Source organism: Paenarthrobacter sp. AMU7 (assembly GCF_041200195.1).
GTDB lineage: Bacteria > Actinomycetota > Actinomycetes > Actinomycetales > Micrococcaceae > Arthrobacter.
Map to the genome: position 1 here is coordinate 2,264,673 of NZ_CP165735.1, position 16,790 is coordinate 2,281,462.

Genomic DNA, 16,790 nt, shown 5'->3' on the forward strand with positions numbered 1-16,790 from the left:
TGTCGAGTCCACCGGCAGTTTTCCAGCGTTGAAGCTTCTACGCCTGGACGAGTCCAGCGCCCGGGTGTGAAGCCAACAGCGGCGCGAAAAACCGGCCAAGTTCGGCCGTCGCGGTCAGGGGCAGCACATTGGCGACGTACTGGTCCGGGCGGACCACCACAACGACGCCGTCCCGGCTGAGTCCGCGCAGGTCGAAGATGTCGTTGTTGGGGTCGGTACCGAACACTTTTTCAAGGTAGGTGAGCTTGAAGGGTCCTACCGTGGGTTTGAAGGCCTCGGGTACGGCGTTGATGTCCACGTTGGTGTGGTCGTGTTGGTAGATCACCTTCACATCGAACCAGGCGTCGCGGTCAGCGTCCGACGGCGTCGCGGCCAGCGGCGATTCCGGTGAGTTCGCGATCCACTCGGCGAAGTCGGCTACCGGACCTGGGCTGCCCGCTTGGGCAGTATCGGCAAAGACGTAGATGCGCCAACGGCCATCTGCTTTGGCGTGATGGCCAAGGTGCATGGGGTTGGTGTCGCAGACACGGAGGACGGGTGCCGATTTGAAGCGTTTACCGACGGGGAAGCCGGTGGCGAGCTCCTGGTGCTGTGCCTCGGCAACCAGCATGGACGGGGCATATTGGGTCATGAAGCCAGCCGGGAATTCTGCGGTGCTGGTGTAGAAGGTCTCCAGTTCGGCGGGGTCTTCGAATTCTTCTGGTTTCTTGGCCATCAGTGTGGACCATTGCTTGTCGAAATCGATCAGGTTCTTGGCCACCACCTGGCGTTCGGCCGAGTAGCTGTCCAGTAGGCTTTCGGGGCTGCGGCCTTCCAGGACGTGGCCGAGCTTCCAGCCAATGTTAAAGCCATCCTGCATGGAGACGTTCATGCCTTGGCCGGCTTTCGCGCTGTGGGTGTGGCAGGCGTCGCCGGTGATGAACACCCGTGGCGTGCGGGTACCGCGGTCCTCCGGCAGAACGTCGTCGAACCTGTCTGTGAGCCGGTGTGCTACCTCGTAGACGCTGTGCCAGGCGACATTGCGGACATCCAGGGTGTAGGGGTGGAGAATGTCGTTGGCCTTGCCGATGATTTGCTCGATGGTGGTTTTCCGCACGGCGCCTTTGTCGTTGGGATTAACTTCACCCAAGTCCACGTACATGCGGAACAGGTGGCCACCTTCGCGGGGGATCAACAGGATGCTGCCACCGGCGCCGGACTGGATGGCGCACTTGGTGCGGATGTCCGGGAAATCGGTGACGGCGAGGACGTCCATGACACCCCAGGCGTGGTTGGCCTGATCGCCGGCAAGGTGGCAACCGATGGACTCGCGAACTTTGCTGCGGGCACCGTCAGCCCCCACCACATATTTTGCCCGGACAGTGCGCTCCCGGCCTTCCTTGGGACCGGACGTATGGGCCAGTGTGACGGTGACAGGGTAGTCGCCGTCTTCGGTGACTTCGAGGCCTTGGAATTCGTAGCCGTAGTCCGGCGTCATCCGCGTGGGGGAGTTGGCCATGAACTCGGCAAAGTAGTCCAGCACGCGGGCCTGGTTCACAATCAGGTGCGGGAACTCACTGATCCCCGCGGGATCGTCCACAGCCCGGGCGGCCCGGACAATGCGGGAGTGGTCGGCCGGGTCCGGCTTCCAGAAGGCCATCTCGGTGATGCGGTAGGCCTCCGCGATGATTCGTTCGGCAAACCCGAATGCCTGGAAAGTTTCGACGCTGCGGGCCTGAATGCCGTCGGCCTGGCCGATGGCGAGCCGTCCGGGGCGACGCTCCACAATGCGGGTTGTGATGTCAGGAAACTGGGACAGTTGCGCCGCGGTCAACATTCCGGCCGGGCCGGTGCCCACAATGAGAACGTCAACTTCGTCGGGCAGCTCGGCGGGGCGGTTGATGCCGACGCCGGCGGCCGGTTCAACTCGCGGGTCACCGGATACGTATCCGTGGTGGTGGAACTGCACGGGCTTTCCTCACTTCTTTGTGGGCCATCAATCAAGGTGTTCGATAATAGAACAGCTTGTTCTATTATCGCTCACACAATAGTAATGCCGCTCACAGCAGGCTTCAAGTGTTCGCAGTGACCCACCACCGAATCTGCCGGAGCTTCCTGCCCAAAGGGCTGTGGACGTGTCAGGATCAGGTATGCCGCGACTGATGCTTTTGGACACTGCCTCTTTGTACTTCCGCGCCTTCTACGGCGTGCCCGATTCCATCCGCCGATCCGATGGCACACCTGTGAACGCGGTGCGGGGGCTCATGGATATGATCGCCCGACTCACCACCGACTACGAAGCCACGCACTTGGTCGCCTGCTGGGACAACGATTGGCGCCCGCAATGGCGCGTGGACCTGATTCCCAGCTACAAGTCGCACCGGGTCGCGGAGATGGTTCCAACTGGTCCGGATGTGGAGGTTGTCCCCGACCCTCTTGAGGCGCAGATTCCCATGATCCGGCGAGTACTGGACCTCGCGGGGATCGCTGTGGTGGGCGTTGACGCCCATGAAGCGGATGACGTCATAGGGACCTACGCGAGCCAGTCCCGGATGCCGACGGATGTGGTCACGGGCGACCGCGACCTGTTCCAGCTCGTCGATGATGACCGTGGAGTCCGCGTCATTTACACAGCACGTGGAATGAAGAACCTGGAAGTCCTCACCGACGTCGTTGTGGTGGGCAAGTACCGTGTGCTGCCCCAGCAATATGCCGACTTCGCAACACTCCGGGGCGATGCCTCCGACGGACTACCCGGCGTTGCCGGCATCGGAGAAAAGACGGCGGCGTCATTGCTTGGCGAACACGGGTCATTGAAGGGGCTGCTTGAGGCGGCGGAAGCTCCCGACGGCGGGTTGTCGGCTTCTGTGCGCGCCAAGCTGTCCGCGGCGGCTGACTACCTCAACGTGGCGCCTACGGTCGTAAATGTGGTGCGGGACTTGGAAGTGCCGACGCTTGATGAAGCAGGTGCCGAGCTGCGTCCCGTCACCGGAGACGCGCGCACGGAACTGGAACAGCTGGCGACGGAGTGGAATTTGGGTGGATCGGTCAAGAGGCTGTTGGAGGCGCTGGACCGAGTCCGCTGACATCCACCCACAGGCTCCGGTTCACTTTCACAGCCGAATGACAGGTTCGGAACAGCCGGGGCTGTGGTGGGTCTCTCATCGTGTTAAGGAGGACGGAACCTTTGACCGTCCCTCAGACACCAGCCGTACCGACGGCTCATTGAGGAGAGGCACATGTCTAAAGTCAAGAGAATCACGCTGGGCGTAGCAGCCGGAGCACTGGCATTGGGCGCAGGCTTGGGCGCGACGAGTATCGCGACGGCGGCCACCACGCCGACGCCGAGCGCCACGGCGTCCCCAAACGGCACGTCGTCAGCGGAAGCAACCACCCCTTCAGACCGGGGCGGAAAGCCAGGCGGACACGGACACGATCGGGGACAGATAGCCGCTGACCTGGCAACCAAGCTCGGTGTGGATGAGGCTAAGGTCACCGAAGCTTTGAAGGCATTCCGTGAGGCCAACAAACCCACCACGCCGCCTGCTGAAAGAACAGACGGAGCCGAAGGAACCAAGCCGGACCGGACGGAGCAGGACGCGGCACTGGCGAAATCTCTTGCTGCCGCCCTGGGCGTCGACGAAGCCAAGGTCACCACGGCACTGGAAGAAATCCGGGCCGCGGGCCAAGCGGAACGCTCCGCTGCACTGAAATCCAAGTTGGACAAGGCGGTCACGGACGGCAAACTGACCCAGGCAGAGGCAGACGCCGTGACCAAAGCCGTGGAGGCTGGAGTCATTGGGGGAGGCGGCCGCTGACACTGCCAAGCTGACCAGCTGATCGGCTGAAGCAAGGGATCCCCCGGGCGATATCCGGGGGATCCCTTGCGGTCTGGTCCGTACCTTGCTGGACGCACTTGAGCTGTGCTCGAACGCATTACGCTCGCTCAGCGTCAGGACGCGCCCAGCATCAGGCGTCGTCCAGCATCAGGCGTCGTCCAGCATCAGGCCCGCTCCGACCGCGCACCGTTTTGCTGGACGGGTCGCCCTGTTATTGGGACGGTGCTGGGCGTGACCCGGCTTCACGGTTGGGCGTGTTGTTGTTCTGCGGACGCTTTCCTATGTTCTGTGGGGGGTGTGGTGGTGGTTGCGTCGGGGTGTTTGGTGTGGGTCGATGTGGGGTGGGGGGATGAACCAGGGGATGCCGGTTTTGATGTCGATGCGCCATTGTTCTTTGTGGATGAGGTGGTGGTGGCTGCAGAGCAGGGTGCCGTTGTCTGTTGAGGTGGTGCCGCCGTTGGACCAGTAGGTGGTGTGGTGGGCTTCGCACCAGGGTGCGGGCATGGTGCAGTCGGGGAAGGCGCATCCTTGGTCGCGGGCGGTGATGGCTTTGCGGATGTGGGGTGGGAAGATCCGGGTGGTGCGGCCGATGTCCAGGATGCGGGAGTCGCTGCCGAGCAGGACGGGGAGGATGTCGGCGTCGCAGGCGATTTTGCGGATGGTGTTCGGGTGCATCGGGCCGGTGAAGGTCGCGGTGCCTGTCCCTATCCCAGCTACTGTGCCGGTGCCGGTGCCGGGGTTGTGGTGGTGGTTGTGGACTTGTTCGAGGAGTTCTTGGTATCCGATGGTGACGGTGAGTTGGGGTGGGAGGCCGCCGTTGGCGGGTAGTTTTTCGGTGCGCATGGCGAGGCTGCAGGCGCTGGTGAGGCCGTTGAGGAGTTTCTGTGGGCGGCTGCGCCGGTCCAGGTCCGGGCTGGCTTCGGTGCCGGGGGTGGTGAGGCGGGGGTTGGTGGCGACGTTCATGGCGGTGGTGAGGATTTCGTATTGTTCGTCGGTGGCGAAGATTTCGAGGTGGTGGAGGCCGTGGCGGCGTCGGCGGCGGAGGAACACGCCTTGGAGTTGGCGGAGGATTTCTTCGGTGGGTTCGGGGCCGTCGTGGTCGATGGCGTCGATCCAGCGTTTGGCCATTGTGGTGACGAAGTCCGGGTCGGTTTCGACCGCGGTGGTGGTGAGGGCGTGTTCCATCCGGGTGAGGGTGTCCTCGTCGGTGAGGTGCCGGACTTTGTCCAGGGCGGTGCTGATGATCGAGGCCGAACGGGAAGGCAGGTCCCCGGTGGTGAGGGCTTGCGCAAGTATTTCGTGGCGGGCCGGGATGTTCTGCCCGGCCATCCCGGTTTGGGGGAGGACGTCGGGTGCGAGGGCGAGCCGGCGCTTGGCTTCTCCAATGCCGATCCGCAACCGTGCGCGCAGGAACTGGGCCGCGTTCCGGTACCCGTCATCCAGAACACTGGCCGCTCCTGGAACCGTTGCGCCCGGCACTGTTGCGTCCGTGGCTGGTTCCGTCCAGCCGGTCCGCCATTGCGGTGCTGCTGCCGAGGGTCCGGGCTTGGTTTGCTGGGCTTCGGTCCGGGTCCGTTCCACAGCCTGCGCCGCGACCACCTGCAAGTACTCCACCGACCGGGCGATCTCCTCGACCTCGCCGGCAAAATCAGCCGCTTCAACAAACCCAAACAGCCGCGCCTCACCGGCAGCGGACACGCGCGCGGAGTCCAGAAGTGCCGCGCTGTCGTCAAGGAACGCCGCCAGGTCCCGGCTGCCGGCCGCCTTGGGATCAGGGCGCTGGGTGTCGCGACGTTGGACTGGCGGGACGGTCGGGATTGATCTTGGACTTTGGGCCGAAACGCCGGCCGGGGCGAGGCCGGTGAGCGATGAAGCCCGGGCGGACTTCGTCTGACCGTTGGGCAGCCCGGCGCCGTGGAAGTGGCCAATCCAGGTGACGGTCGCCGTCGAATCCTTGAACCCGGCCTTCAGCACGTCCGGCATGCTCAAGACGCGTCGTGACCGGACAGCGGTCAGGGCAACCACAGCAGGGGAAAATTGCGCCCTGAGTGCTGTCGACTGCCCTGGTTTTTCCATAAAAACAGCATGTCAGGGGGCTCTGACATTATTGCGCCGGTCGTTGTCGCCACGTGCTTTCGGCATCAAGTGAGAGCGTTGGAAGGGAATCAGCCGACATGGTGATGTGCGGAAAGCTACAGACCAGGCAGCGACCACGCGGGTTCGGGCCGGTGGACGCCGCGGGGCTTGTATCCCAGTGCTTCGGCGCTGTCCAGGATGTCGGCGAGGTACCAGATGATGGCCAGCCACATCTCCGTTCCTTGAAGTGTTGGGAGATGGTGGTCTCCGCTCTCCTCCGCAGCGCTGAAAGCCATTCCTTGGCCCGGATGCCACCGGCCCAAGGCCTGCTTCAGCTGGGCTCCGGCCCAGCTGTTGATCTCTGCCCGGCGATATGAGGTCTGCTTGGACGCCAGCCACAAAGGATGGACGACGTCCAGGACGTTGCAGGCATTCTGCCGCCCGGGGGAGAAATAGCGCGGATCCGAGGAGTGCTCCATGACAGTGTCCACGAGGCGTTCAACGTGGGGGACCGGTACCCCGAACTGCGCAAAAGTGCCACGAGTCAGGCGGTAATACCCATTGACGACCTTCATCCGGGTATCTGTCGTGGGCGTACCCCACGTTCCAGCCAACGGATTGACGTGCGTCAGCAGCCAGCCGAACAGCGCCTCCAACGAACCCACGGAGTTGGGATGATTCTGCGCAAGGTTCCAGTAAGCGGCAGTGCCCCATGCGTCCACCCAAGCACCTGATCCCCAGGCTTCCTTTCGCCACGGCAGCGCGTCCAAGTAAGAAATCAGCATTGCCGGGTCCATGTCGGCGATGCAGTACACCGGATGGCGGAACCGGCTCCCCAGTAGATCCAGGGCATAGCCTGCCGAGAGGACATGATAGGTGGCTGGTCCCTCGCCAAAGACCAGCGGAGCAATGGTGTCGGAGCCCAACTCCGGCACCAGCCCGGAGGTCGGATCCTGGAGTGCCTGGAGCTGCTCGATGTGATCCGCCCGGGTGAGCTGCGGTGGGACGGAACCCAACAGGAGGTCCGCGATTTCAATGGCATCGCAGTGCGCCCTGACGGTCGGCGATGTGCCAGGACGGTCCACATAGCAGCCGCCATCGGCGGAGGTCCAACTCCTTGAAAGAATCAGCGGAGCATCGGTGCGTGCCGCATCGGCGAAGGCTCTCAACTCTGCCAACAGCCCGCCGTCGGCCGCGGTCAGATCCCCCAACGTCCTGGCCGGAGCGGCATCCCGCCTGTCGCGGATCCTGCGGGCAGGGTTTCCGCCCACGATGCACCATTCGGGAACATCCTTGGTGACCACGGCGCCCGCGGCCAGAACTGCATGCGAGCCAACTGTGACTCCGTCAAGGACCACCACGTTGGACCCAATCCAGACGTCGTCTCCGATGCGGATGCCTGTGCTGGTCAACGGCTGTCTAAAAACGGGTTCGGCGGGATCCATGGAGTGGTTGAAGCCGAGGATGGAGGTGTGGGCGCCGATCCTCACGCCGTCGCCCATGGTGATGTCGCCTCGAACCACGGTAAAGGCGTTAACCGTGCAATCGTCACCAATGGTGACGGTACCCGTGACGTAGGCGTGGGCGGCTATGAAGGAGTCTGCGCCAATGGACAGTGAGTCGGGGTCAATACTGGCCATCGGAGACAGGAAAGCCCGCTCACCTATGGTGACGCCATCGCGTGCCGCGAAGCCATTTTGGTATTCGTGCTGCGCGTCCCGTTCCGCCTCCGAGGCAGAACTCCAAAACGTCCAAGGAGAGTAGTCAAAATTGAGGTGGTGCTGGGGATTCACGTCGTAGGCTCCGCGGTGACAGGTGTTGGAAAGCGCTTCCCTCATTATTTGCGGCCCCTCCCACTCCGGTCAATGCGTCAGACGCAAACAATCAAGGTCGATCACTCCGGGTAGCCGTACTCCTCATCGGTGACCAACTCTCCCCACGCCGTCTCTGAGCCACCGGTGGCGCCGGCGGTTTCCCACCTAGCCAAATGACCCATGAAGTGATCCGGGGCAGCGCCATGCCAGTGCCACTCGCCAGGGGCGTGTAGACGGTTTTGCCCCCCGCGTGGGTGTGCCACGCTGTCCGGGAACACGGCGCGAACCTGACGATGTTCATCCTTAACTGCGATGGCTCTTCGCCCTTGGCGAGGACGTCAAAATAGACCTCGCCGGTGAAGAGCTCCGCAGGCCCTTTGGTGCTGGTGGTCTTGGGCGGGATATCCATGAACTCCTTGATGAAGGTCTCAATGATGGTGACGGATGGGCTCTGAGTCCGCGGCCGACGCGGGAGTGGTCGCAGCCCAGCTTGCGAGTAATTGAAGGGCGTCCGCAGTGCCCGTACCGGGCTCGGCGTTGTAGACGGTCAAGGTCAAACCGGCGTCAGCGGATAATTCCAGGGCCTCGTAGAGCAAGTGCAGGTCACCGACTATCCGGTGCCGGAACTGTTTCTTCCCGGTGAAATGCTGGCGGACATTGTGGGATGCCCAGCGGACACGGAATTCCTCGCTGCGGGTGGACAGCTCGCCCACAAGGTCGCTGAGCCCTCGGTCATAGGGATCACGGCCGGCCCCGTTCGCATGATGGCCACGGTGTCGTTGGCGGCGCGTTCCCAGTCCGTGTAGAAATCGTGGCTGCGGGGATCAAGGAAGAGGAAACGTGCATGGTTGGGCGGTCCGGATGGGCTGTCGTAAATGTCTGCGTACAGGGCCCGACCCAAGGCGTTCGTTGCCAGAAGGTCCAACCTGCCGTTGCGGATGAAAGCCGGCGAGCCGGTGATCGCATCCAGCGTGAGTTGCACCCCCGGCCGGATGGCCTGCTTCCGGACAGGACGACGCCGGAACTTGCCGCCATCGCTTGCCGCGCGGGCGAGGTCATACAGATGGGCGCGTTCGGCGTCGTCCAGCTGCAGGGCGTTGGCCAGCGAGTCCAGCACACTTTCAGAGACCCCGGAGAGGTTTCCCCGTTCCAGCCGGGTGTAATACTCAACACTCATGCCTGCCAACATGGCCACTTCGCCGCGTCGAAGTCCGGGGACCCGACGGTTGCCGCCATAAGCTGCCAGTCCCGCTTGCTCCGGCGTGATTTTCGCCCTTCGGGTGGAAAGAAAGTCACGCGTCTCAGTCCGGTTGTCCATGGTTTCAACGGTATGGCTTTTGTCCAGCTAAGGGAGTCCCTGTCATTACCCCTTACAGCAGTAACTCCTTGCGTCCAGGGAAACAAGGTTAGATGGAAATATCCACCAACGTTCACAACGCAGGAGAAACATGCCTACCGCTAACGCTTACGCTGCCCCCTCGGCTACGGGCGACCTGACCCTGACCACCATCGAACGTCGCGAGGTCGGCCCGAACGACGTCCACATTGACATCAAGTTCGCCGGCATCTGCCATTCCGATATCCACACGGTCCGCGGTGATTGGGGGCCGCAGCAGTATCCTCTGGCCCCCGGTCACGAAATCGCCGGCATCGTCACCGAGGTTGGCTCCGATGTGACCAAGCACAAGGTGGGCGACCGCGTTGGCGTCGGCTGCATGGTCAACTCGTGCAAGGAGTGCCGGAACTGCCTGGCCGGAGAAGAACAATACTGCCTCAAGGGAAACGTGGGCACCTATGGTGCCGTTGACCGCGACGGCACCATCACCCAAGGCGGATATTCCAGCCATGTGGTGGTGAATGAGGACTTCGTCGTCACCATTCCGGAGGGCCTGGAACTGGACGTTGCTGCTCCGCTGCTCTGCGCAGGCATCACCACCTACTCGCCCCTGCACCACTGGGGCGCCGGTCCCGGCAAGAAGGTTGCGGTTGTCGGGCTCGGCGGACTCGGCCACATGGCCGTCAAGATCGCCCATGCCATGGGCGCTGAGGTCACGGTCCTTTCGCAGTCATTGAAGAAGATGGAGGACGGGCTCGGGCTTGGCGCGGACCACTACTACGCCACCAGTGATCCCGCCACATTCGAGCAACTCGGCGGCACCTTCGACCTCATCATCAACACGGTCAGCGCTTCGATCGATATCAGCGCGTACCTTCAGTTGCTGACACTTGATGGCACATTGGTCAACGTTGGCGCCCCGGCCGAACCGCTGCCGGTGAACGTGTTCTCGCTGATCACAGGTCGTCGCCGGTTCGCTGGTTCCGCCATTGGCGGCATCCGGGAAACGCAGGAAATGCTGATCTTCTGCGCCGAACATGCCCTTGGCGCCGAAATCGAGGTCATCCCGGCCAGCAAGATCAACGAGGCGTACGAGCGCGTGCTCGCCTCCGACGTCCGCTACCGCTTTGTCATCGACGCTTCCACCATCGGCTAGAAACACTGCACGAGAGGAAAGGCCACGCCGGGTTCACACCGGCGTGGCCTTTCCGTACCACCGAACAGGGACAATGGTCTGGTGACTTTCAGACTGGACACCATCGGTAGGGGGCTGGTCTTTGCTCAATCCCTCGCGGACCTGACCGCGGCGCTGGAACGCCAGGGCGATGGCGGCGTGGCAGTCGTACAGGCGCCGCCCGGCACGGGCAAGACCACGCTCGTGCCTCCGCTGCTGGCCAACCTGCTGGCCGAACGGCAATCCGGCCAGCCACGTATCGTCGTCACCCAACCACGGCGTGTTGCTGCGCGTTCGGCTGCACGCCGGCTGGCGGCATTGGACGGCAGCCGCTTGGGCGGCAAAGTGGGTTACACCGTGCGCGGGGAGAGCAAGGCCGGCAAGGATACGGTGGTGGAATTCGTCACGCCCGGCATTCTCCTCCGCCGTCTCCTCAGCGATCCCGGACTGGAGGACGTTCACGCCGTGGTCCTGGATGAGGTGCACGAACGCGCGCTTGATACCGATCTGTTGATTGGCATGCTTGCCGAGGTCCGTGAGCTCCGTGGCGACCTGACGTTGATTGCAATGTCGGCAACCCTCGACGCCCCGCGTTTTGCAGCCCTCCTGAAGCAAAGCGGGACAGCTCACGACGACGGCGGCCCGGCTCCCGTGGTTGACTGCCCTTCTGCGCTGTACCCGCTGGAGGTTCAGTGGGCCCCCTCCGGTGAGCACCGCCTCAACGAACGGGGAGTGGCCCGCACGTTCCTGGATCACGTGGCCCGTACCGCCGCGGCCGCCCACGGACTGGCTTTGGCCGCCAACCCTGAAGTTGATGCTCTGGTCTTCCTGCCGGGCGCCCGTGAAGTGTCCGACGTCGCACATCGCCTTCGCGCCCAGGTTCCCCGGAACGTGGAGGTACTTGAGTTGCACGGCCAGATCGGTCCCGACGCCCAGGATCGGGCTGTGTCCGGGCGTGAGCCCGGCGGCCCGCCGCGGATCATTGTGTCGACCTCGCTGGCTGAGTCATCCCTCACCGTTCCCGGCGTGCGGCTCGTTATTGATTCGGGTTTGGCCAGGGAACCGCGGAGGGACTCGGGGCGTGGCATGTCGGGCTTGGTGACCGTCTCCTGCTCACGGGCTTCGGCCGACCAGCGTGCCGGACGCGCGGCACGGCAAGGGCCAGGCGCGGTGGTCCGTTGTTACGACCACCAGTCTTTCGCAGCGGCCCCGGCCCACCAAACACCCGAGATTTCGGTAGCCGACCTCACGGGAGCCGCACTGGTCCTCGCCTGCTGGGGCGCTCCGGGAGGCCTGGGCTTGCAGCTGCCTGACGCTCCACCTTCAGGAGCCATGGACGAGGCTGTGGAAGTCCTCCGGGAACTGGGTGCAGTGGCCGGGGACGGATCCGTCACCGCGCTGGGCAAGTCACTGGCACGCATTCCGGCCGATCCCCGCCTGGCCCGGGCCTTGCTGGATGGAGCCGCAGTGGTCGGCACGCGGGCAGCGGCGGAAACCGTAGCACTCGTGGCTGGTGACCAGCGCGCACCCGGTGCGGACCTCACCGCCTTGCTGACGTCGCTGAGGTCCGGTTCCGATCCCGCCGCGCGACGTTTCGCGGAGGAGGCCAAGCGGATGGAGTCGATGGCCCGGCAGGAGGCGTCCGGCGTCGTGCCTTCACGACTCCCAGCGGACGTTTCCGCCAGGGAAACGCCCGGCTTCGTGGTGGCGTTGGCTTTCCCGGACCGTGTGGGGCGTCGCGTTCCCGGAGGTGGATCCACATACCTGTTGTCCTCCGGGACAAGGGCCGGGCTTCCTGCCGGAAGTCCGTTGTCCGGGCATGAGTGGCTGGCAGTGTCCGAAGTGTCGCGGGCACAGGGCCGCGACGCTGCGGGAACGGGCGCGCTGATCCGCTCAGCGGCGCCGTTGTCCGCGGAACTTGCCCACGCTGCTGCCCCCGATCTCATGGTCACCAACGTGCAGGCGAAGTTTGACCACGGGAAGGTGACCGCCCGCCTGGAACGTCGGTTGGGAGCGATCGTCTTGTCCTCCACGCCTGTGCGCCCCAGCGCAGAAGCCGGACGCCATGCGGTGGGTGAGGCCTTGGCAAAAACCGGGTTGTCCATGATCGGGTGGTCAACAGCAGCCGACACCCTGCGGAGGCGGCTCGCGTTGCTGCACCACGAGCTCGGTGCGCCATGGCCCGACGTCCGTGAAGCCAGACTGCTGGCCCGACTCGAGGACTGGTTGACCCCGGAGCTGGAACAGATGGCTACCGGGACGCCTGTTAAGTCGATCAACCTTGCGGAGCCCTTGCGTCGGCTGCTGCCATGGCCGGAAGCATCCCGCCTGGACAGCCTTGCTCCCGAGCGTCTGCACGTTCCCAGCGGTTCGCGGGTCAGGATCGATTATCCGGAGGTGTCGGAGAAAGGCCCGGAAGAGCACGACGGCGGCAGGCCGGTGGTGGCGGTCAAACTCCAGGAATGCTTCGGCTGGGACCGCACGCCACTGCTCGTCGACGGCAGGGTCCCTGTGCTGTTCCACTTGCTGTCTCCGGCAGGCAGGCCATTGGCCGTCACTGACGATCTCGCTTCCTTCTGGTCCGGTCCCTATTCCCAGGTCCGGGCCGAGATGCGTGGGCGCTACCCCAAGCATCCCTGGCCCGAAGACCCGTGGACTGCGCCGGCCACCGCCAGGACCAAGAGCAGGATGCAGTCCGGCCACTCCAGCTAGGCGAGGCGCTCCAGCATGAACTGGATCTCACCGTCGACGAATGTTCCCAGGACCGCACTGGCAGCCAACTCGTCGGGGTCGGTGGTCAGGGGGTCGAGTTCGAAAGCCGTGAAGTCTGCCCGTTTGCCCACCGAGATGGAACCGGAGGCATCCCAGAGGCCTGCCGCTTTTGCAGCATGCGAGGTGTAGCCCTCCAGTGCCTGGTATGCGGTGAGACCTTGCGCCGGCGCGATGGGCTCTTGCTCGGGATGTCCGGATCGCCGGCGCAGTTGCGCATCCGCGATGATGGGAAGGGGCTCAAACGGTGCGATCGGCCAGTCCGAGCCGATGCCCAGTGTCACTCCCGCCTCGCGGAGGTCCCTGCAGCGCCAGGCCCGGTCCGCTCTCTCGGCGCCCAACCGGGTGGACCAGTTGTCGCTGTGGTCCGCCGCTGAATAATGGGTGCAGTGCGTTGGTTGCATACTGGCCACTACACCCGCACTCCTGAAGCGCTCCACGAGCCCGTCCGGAACTGTCTCGATGTGTTCAATGCGGTGGACGGTCCGGCGCAGGACATCAGCCGGCACCGCGCCGGGCAATGACTCCAGCGCATTCAACACGTGTTCCACGCCCGCATCACCGATCGCATGCGTCGCCGTCGGGATGCCCCGGGAGGCGAAGTATCGGACCGCGGCCGAGTATTCCTCCGGCCGTGGCCAGAACGGCGCAGTGGATTGGCCGTAAGCGTCGGGTTCGTAAAGCCAGGCGGTTCCGTTGTCCACGGTTCCGTCGACGAACAGTTTGATGGCCTCAACAGACCATCGTCGCCCACCGGTCCCCACGGTGCGGGCCAGTTCCTTCCAATCGGATTCATCGGTGCCGGGCATGCACCACGGGGCGCTCCGCAGGCGCAGCGGCAGCCCGCCGTCGATCTCCAAAGCCCGGAAAAGGCGGGCGGATTCGTCGCTGTGGTCCATGATGTGGCCGCCGGTCAATCCTGCTCGGGCAAAGTCCTCCAGCAAGGCAGCGAGCCTGGCTTTCCGTTCGTCGAACGTTTCCTGGGGGATGTGCCGTTGGACAAGCTCCATGGCGGCTGCTTCAAGGAGGAGGCCGGTCGGAACGCCGTCGGCATCGCACACCACCTCGGAAGCCTGCTCGAATTCATGCCTGCCTCGGATGCCCGCCAGGTCCAGCGCCCGGCTGTTGGCGAGGGCTGAATGACCGTCGAACAACCGGATCAGCGCGGGCTTGTCACCGCTGACAGCATCCAGAACGCTCCGGTGCAACGGAACTGCGCCAAAGGCGTTGGGGTTCAGTCCCCAGCCACGCAACCAGCCGCCGTCGTTCTCTGATTCCGGCTGGAGCAGGGCGCGGACTTCCTCCACAGTGGCAGCACTGGACAGGTCAACACCGATGGTCAGGTCCAGCCCGAACACCGGATGGATGTGGCAGTCCACCAGGCCCGGAGTCAGCGTCGCGTTGCCAAGGTCAACCACGCGGGTGCCCGCGTGCGCCCAGTCCTGCGCTTCAACCCGGCTTCCGATGGCGGTAATCACTCCGTCGCGCACGGCTACGGCCTGGTGGGAATCGCCGCGGTGGCCGTCCATGGTGTGGATGGTGTCGGCAAGGACGATGAGGTCAGGAGTCATGTTTTTCGAAGCTTCCAATCCGGGCAAAGACGTCAGGGCGGGTGGTGCGCAGGCGTCGTGCAATCAGCAGGCCTGCCAGGAAAACAACTGGTGCGACCAGGAGGAGCGCGGTGTTGGTGAGGGGATCGGCAAACGTGAGGAGTTCGATGTTGATGGCGATCAACGCCACCACCCCGAACAACAGGATGGCCGAGGCCACGCTCACTGGAATGAGGAAACGGTTGGTCACGGCCGCCGGATGGCGGCGCAGATAGATGAAGGCGGCCACGGACACCAGGCCCTGCAAGGCAACGATTCCGACGATCCCCGGAGTGTTCACCCAGATCAGGAGCTGCTTGTATGGGTCGGCGCCGGCGATCGCACAAATGATGATGACGACGGCGGCCAGGATGGTCTGGATCTGGCCGGCACGGTGCGGGGACTTGTACCTGGGGTGGGTCCTGCCCAGGAACGCCGGGAGCACACCGTCTTCAGCGAGCATGTAGACGTAGCGGTTGATGGCGTTGTGGAAAGCCAGTTGTGATGCATAGACGCTGGTCACGATCAGGACGTACATCACCACCTCGGCCCACGGCCCCACGTACTGGTTGATGGTGGCGAAGAACATTCCGTCGGCCAGTTCACCGGCTGCGGTGACCACGTTCCCGTCGCCGAAGGCCTGAATGACTGTCCAGACAATGAAGGCATAAAACACGGACATGAATCCAACGGCGATGTACGTTGCACGCGGGACGGACTTGTCCGGGTTGCGGGCCTCGCGCCTATACAGCACGGTGGATTCGAAGCCCATGAATGCCGCGAAGCAAATAGCCAGAATCGCCAGGACACCCGGCGTGAAAGCGTGCTCGGGGGAGAAGGAGGCGAAACTGATGCCGGCAGCTCCGCCGCGGGCAAGGATCGCTGCGCCCATGATCCCCAGGATGGCGGTTTCGGCGATGAGCAGGACTCCGAGGACCTTGGCGCCGACGTCAATGCCGCGGAATCCAAGTAGCCAGACGGCAGCGATGGCAACCAACGCCACAACGGGCCATGGCACGTCCAGGCCAACGAGCGAGCGGAGCATGGCCTGGGTTTGGACGGCGAACAAACCGTAGACGCCGATCTGCAGGCAGTTGTAGGACACAATCGCCAGGATGGCCGCGGCCAGCCCGACTGTCCTGCCCATGGCAAGGCTGATGTACGTATAGAAACCGCCGGCAGCTTTGACGTGTTTGGTCATGGCCATGAAGGAAATGGCGAAAACCAGCAGGACTGCCCCGGCAATGACGTATCCCATGGGGGCGCCAATGCCCCCGATGCCGATAGCCACAGGGGCTACGCCGGCCATCACTGTCAGGGGGGCTGCTGCGGAGATCACCAGGAAGGCGATGCCGCCGGTGCCGATGGCATTCCGTTTGAGCCCATTTCCGGCATTTGCTGCTGGAGGTCGGGTTTCGAGGTCAGACATGGGGATCCTCAGGGGTATTGGGGGGAAGGAATGTTCAAGGAGTGAAAGTCATTAAGCGAAAGGCTTTCGTTTAGCGTAGGGCCTGGTGATCCAGAGCACAATACCTCGGTGCAAAGTTCTGGCTAGAGTCGTAACAACAACCTTGAATGGAGACACCCGTATGGCACGCCCGCTGGTCCCACTGATATCCATCGATGCCCTCGTCACCGCAGCCCTGGAGTTGGTGGACGAAGCCGGGGACTTCAGCCTGCCCAAACTGGCCAAGCGGATCGGCGTCAGCCAGTCCTCCATCTACAACCATGTGAGCGGACGGGAGGAAATCCTTGAGCTGATGCGTGGCAGGATCATCGGTGAGAGTCCTTATGTCCTGGAGGACGAGCAGGACTGGGAGGCGTCCCTTCGCGCCATTGTCCGGAGTTATCGCGATGCCTTCGCCCGTCATCCGAAACTCGCACCGCTGCTGGTGCTCCAAACAGTTCAAGACGATAAAGTGATGGCCCTCTACGAGAACCTTGCGGTTGCCCTTGGAGCCGCCGGGTTCCGGGGCCGGGACGTGATGTCAGCGATTTCCACCATTGACAGCTTCGCCCTGGGTTTCGCCTTGGACCTGGCAGCGCCGGACGTCGTCTGGGCTCCACCTGCGCACGGGTACCCGGCCCTGACCAATGCCCTGGCACAGGCTGGACCTGCTGTGGAGCGTGGCGAGGCAGCTTTCGACTTTGGCCTTGAGATCCTCATCGCCGGGCTGCATTCCCGCCTTCAGTCGACACGGCTGTGAGGCCGTC

The 16,790-nt window shown here is 63.8% G+C and carries 10 protein-coding genes and 1 pseudogene; 5 read left to right on the forward strand and 6 right to left on the reverse strand.

Translation table 11 applies throughout. The features are described from left to right. Positions 1-37: 37 nt before the first annotated feature. The gene (locus ABQM86_RS10370; protein ID WP_369746561.1) at positions 38-1,948 is read right to left on the reverse strand and encodes an FAD-binding monooxygenase; all 1,911 of its coding nucleotides are present in this window, start codon (positions 1,946-1,948) and stop codon (positions 38-40) included. A gap of 181 nt (positions 1,949-2,129) precedes the next feature. On the opposite strand from ABQM86_RS10370, the gene ABQM86_RS10375 reads away from it, so the two are divergent. Further along, positions 2,130-3,065 (forward strand): 5'-3' exonuclease H3TH domain-containing protein, encoded by a 936-nt coding sequence (locus tag ABQM86_RS10375; protein WP_369746562.1) that lies wholly within the window; start codon positions 2,130-2,132, stop codon positions 3,063-3,065. Positions 3,066-3,218: 153 nt separating this feature from the next. Beyond that, the gene (locus ABQM86_RS10380) at positions 3,219-3,797 is read left to right on the forward strand and encodes a Clp protease N-terminal domain-containing protein (protein ID WP_369746563.1); all 579 of its coding nucleotides are present in this window, start codon (positions 3,219-3,221) and stop codon (positions 3,795-3,797) included. 300 nt (positions 3,798-4,097) lie between these two features. On the opposite strand, the gene ABQM86_RS10385 is transcribed toward ABQM86_RS10380, so the two are convergent. The 3 genes and pseudogenes from ABQM86_RS10385 to ABQM86_RS10395 all read right to left on the reverse strand — a co-directional run bounded on the left by ABQM86_RS10385 (position 4,098) and on the right by ABQM86_RS10395 (position 9,026). Continuing rightward, positions 4,098-5,894, reverse strand: coding sequence for a DUF222 domain-containing protein (locus ABQM86_RS10385; protein WP_369746564.1), 1,797 nt, complete (start codon positions 5,892-5,894; stop codon positions 4,098-4,100). Between the two features lie 116 nt (positions 5,895-6,010). Further along, a complete protein-coding gene (locus tag ABQM86_RS10390) occupies positions 6,011-7,732 on the reverse strand; it encodes an acyltransferase (protein ID WP_369746565.1) in 1,722 nt (573 codons plus the stop codon). A gap of 404 nt (positions 7,733-8,136) precedes the next feature. Then, a pseudogene (locus ABQM86_RS10395) lies at positions 8,137-9,026 on the reverse strand (helix-turn-helix transcriptional regulator). A gap of 130 nt (positions 9,027-9,156) precedes the next feature. On the opposite strand from ABQM86_RS10395, the gene ABQM86_RS10400 reads away from it, so the two are divergent. Next, on the forward strand, positions 9,157-10,200 hold the full coding sequence (locus tag ABQM86_RS10400; RefSeq protein ID WP_369746566.1) for an NAD(P)-dependent alcohol dehydrogenase: 1,044 nt from the start codon (positions 9,157-9,159) through the stop codon (positions 10,198-10,200). Between the two features lie 81 nt (positions 10,201-10,281). Beyond that, complete coding sequence (gene hrpB / locus ABQM86_RS10405; protein ID WP_369746567.1) at positions 10,282-12,930, forward strand: ATP-dependent helicase HrpB; 2,649 nt, start codon at positions 10,282-10,284, stop codon at positions 12,928-12,930. Here the strand turns inward: hrpB and ABQM86_RS10410 are convergent. Beyond that, positions 12,927-14,558: an amidohydrolase gene (locus ABQM86_RS10410; protein WP_280627893.1), complete on the reverse strand. Its 1,632-nt coding sequence runs from the start codon at positions 14,556-14,558 to the stop codon at positions 12,927-12,929. The genes hrpB and ABQM86_RS10410 overlap by 4 nt on opposite strands. Next, complete coding sequence (locus ABQM86_RS10415) at positions 14,548-16,005, reverse strand: APC family permease (RefSeq protein ID WP_207597386.1); 1,458 nt, start codon at positions 16,003-16,005, stop codon at positions 14,548-14,550. The genes ABQM86_RS10410 and ABQM86_RS10415 overlap by 11 nt, the downstream gene beginning before the upstream one ends. Positions 16,006-16,165: 160 nt before the next feature. Between ABQM86_RS10415 and ABQM86_RS10420 the strand changes: the two genes are divergently transcribed. After that, on the forward strand, positions 16,166-16,783 hold the full coding sequence (locus ABQM86_RS10420) for a TetR/AcrR family transcriptional regulator C-terminal domain-containing protein (protein WP_207597387.1): 618 nt from the start codon (positions 16,166-16,168) through the stop codon (positions 16,781-16,783). Positions 16,784-16,790: the final 7 nt, after the last annotated feature.

Excerpts from the sequence above, each read along its gene's own strand:
- ABQM86_RS10375 (WP_369746562.1), top strand. The coding sequence starts at position 2,130 with ATGCCGCGACTGATGCTTTTGGACACTGCCTCTTTGTACTTCCGCGCC.
- ABQM86_RS10380 (WP_369746563.1), top strand. The coding sequence starts at position 3,219 with ATGTCTAAAGTCAAGAGAATCACGCTGGGCGTAGCAGCCGGAGCACTG.
- ABQM86_RS10385 (WP_369746564.1), bottom strand. The coding sequence starts at position 5,894 with ATGGAAAAACCAGGGCAGTCGACAGCACTCAGGGCGCAATTTTCCCCT.
- ABQM86_RS10390 (WP_369746565.1), bottom strand. The coding sequence starts at position 7,732 with ATGAGGGAAGCGCTTTCCAACACCTGTCACCGCGGAGCCTACGACGTG.
- ABQM86_RS10400 (WP_369746566.1), top strand. The coding sequence starts at position 9,157 with ATGCCTACCGCTAACGCTTACGCTGCCCCCTCGGCTACGGGCGACCTG.
- ABQM86_RS10410 (WP_280627893.1), bottom strand. The coding sequence starts at position 14,558 with ATGACTCCTGACCTCATCGTCCTTGCCGACACCATCCACACCATGGAC.
- ABQM86_RS10415 (WP_207597386.1), bottom strand. The coding sequence starts at position 16,005 with ATGTCTGACCTCGAAACCCGACCTCCAGCAGCAAATGCCGGAAATGGG.
- ABQM86_RS10420 (WP_207597387.1), top strand. The coding sequence starts at position 16,166 with ATGGCACGCCCGCTGGTCCCACTGATATCCATCGATGCCCTCGTCACC.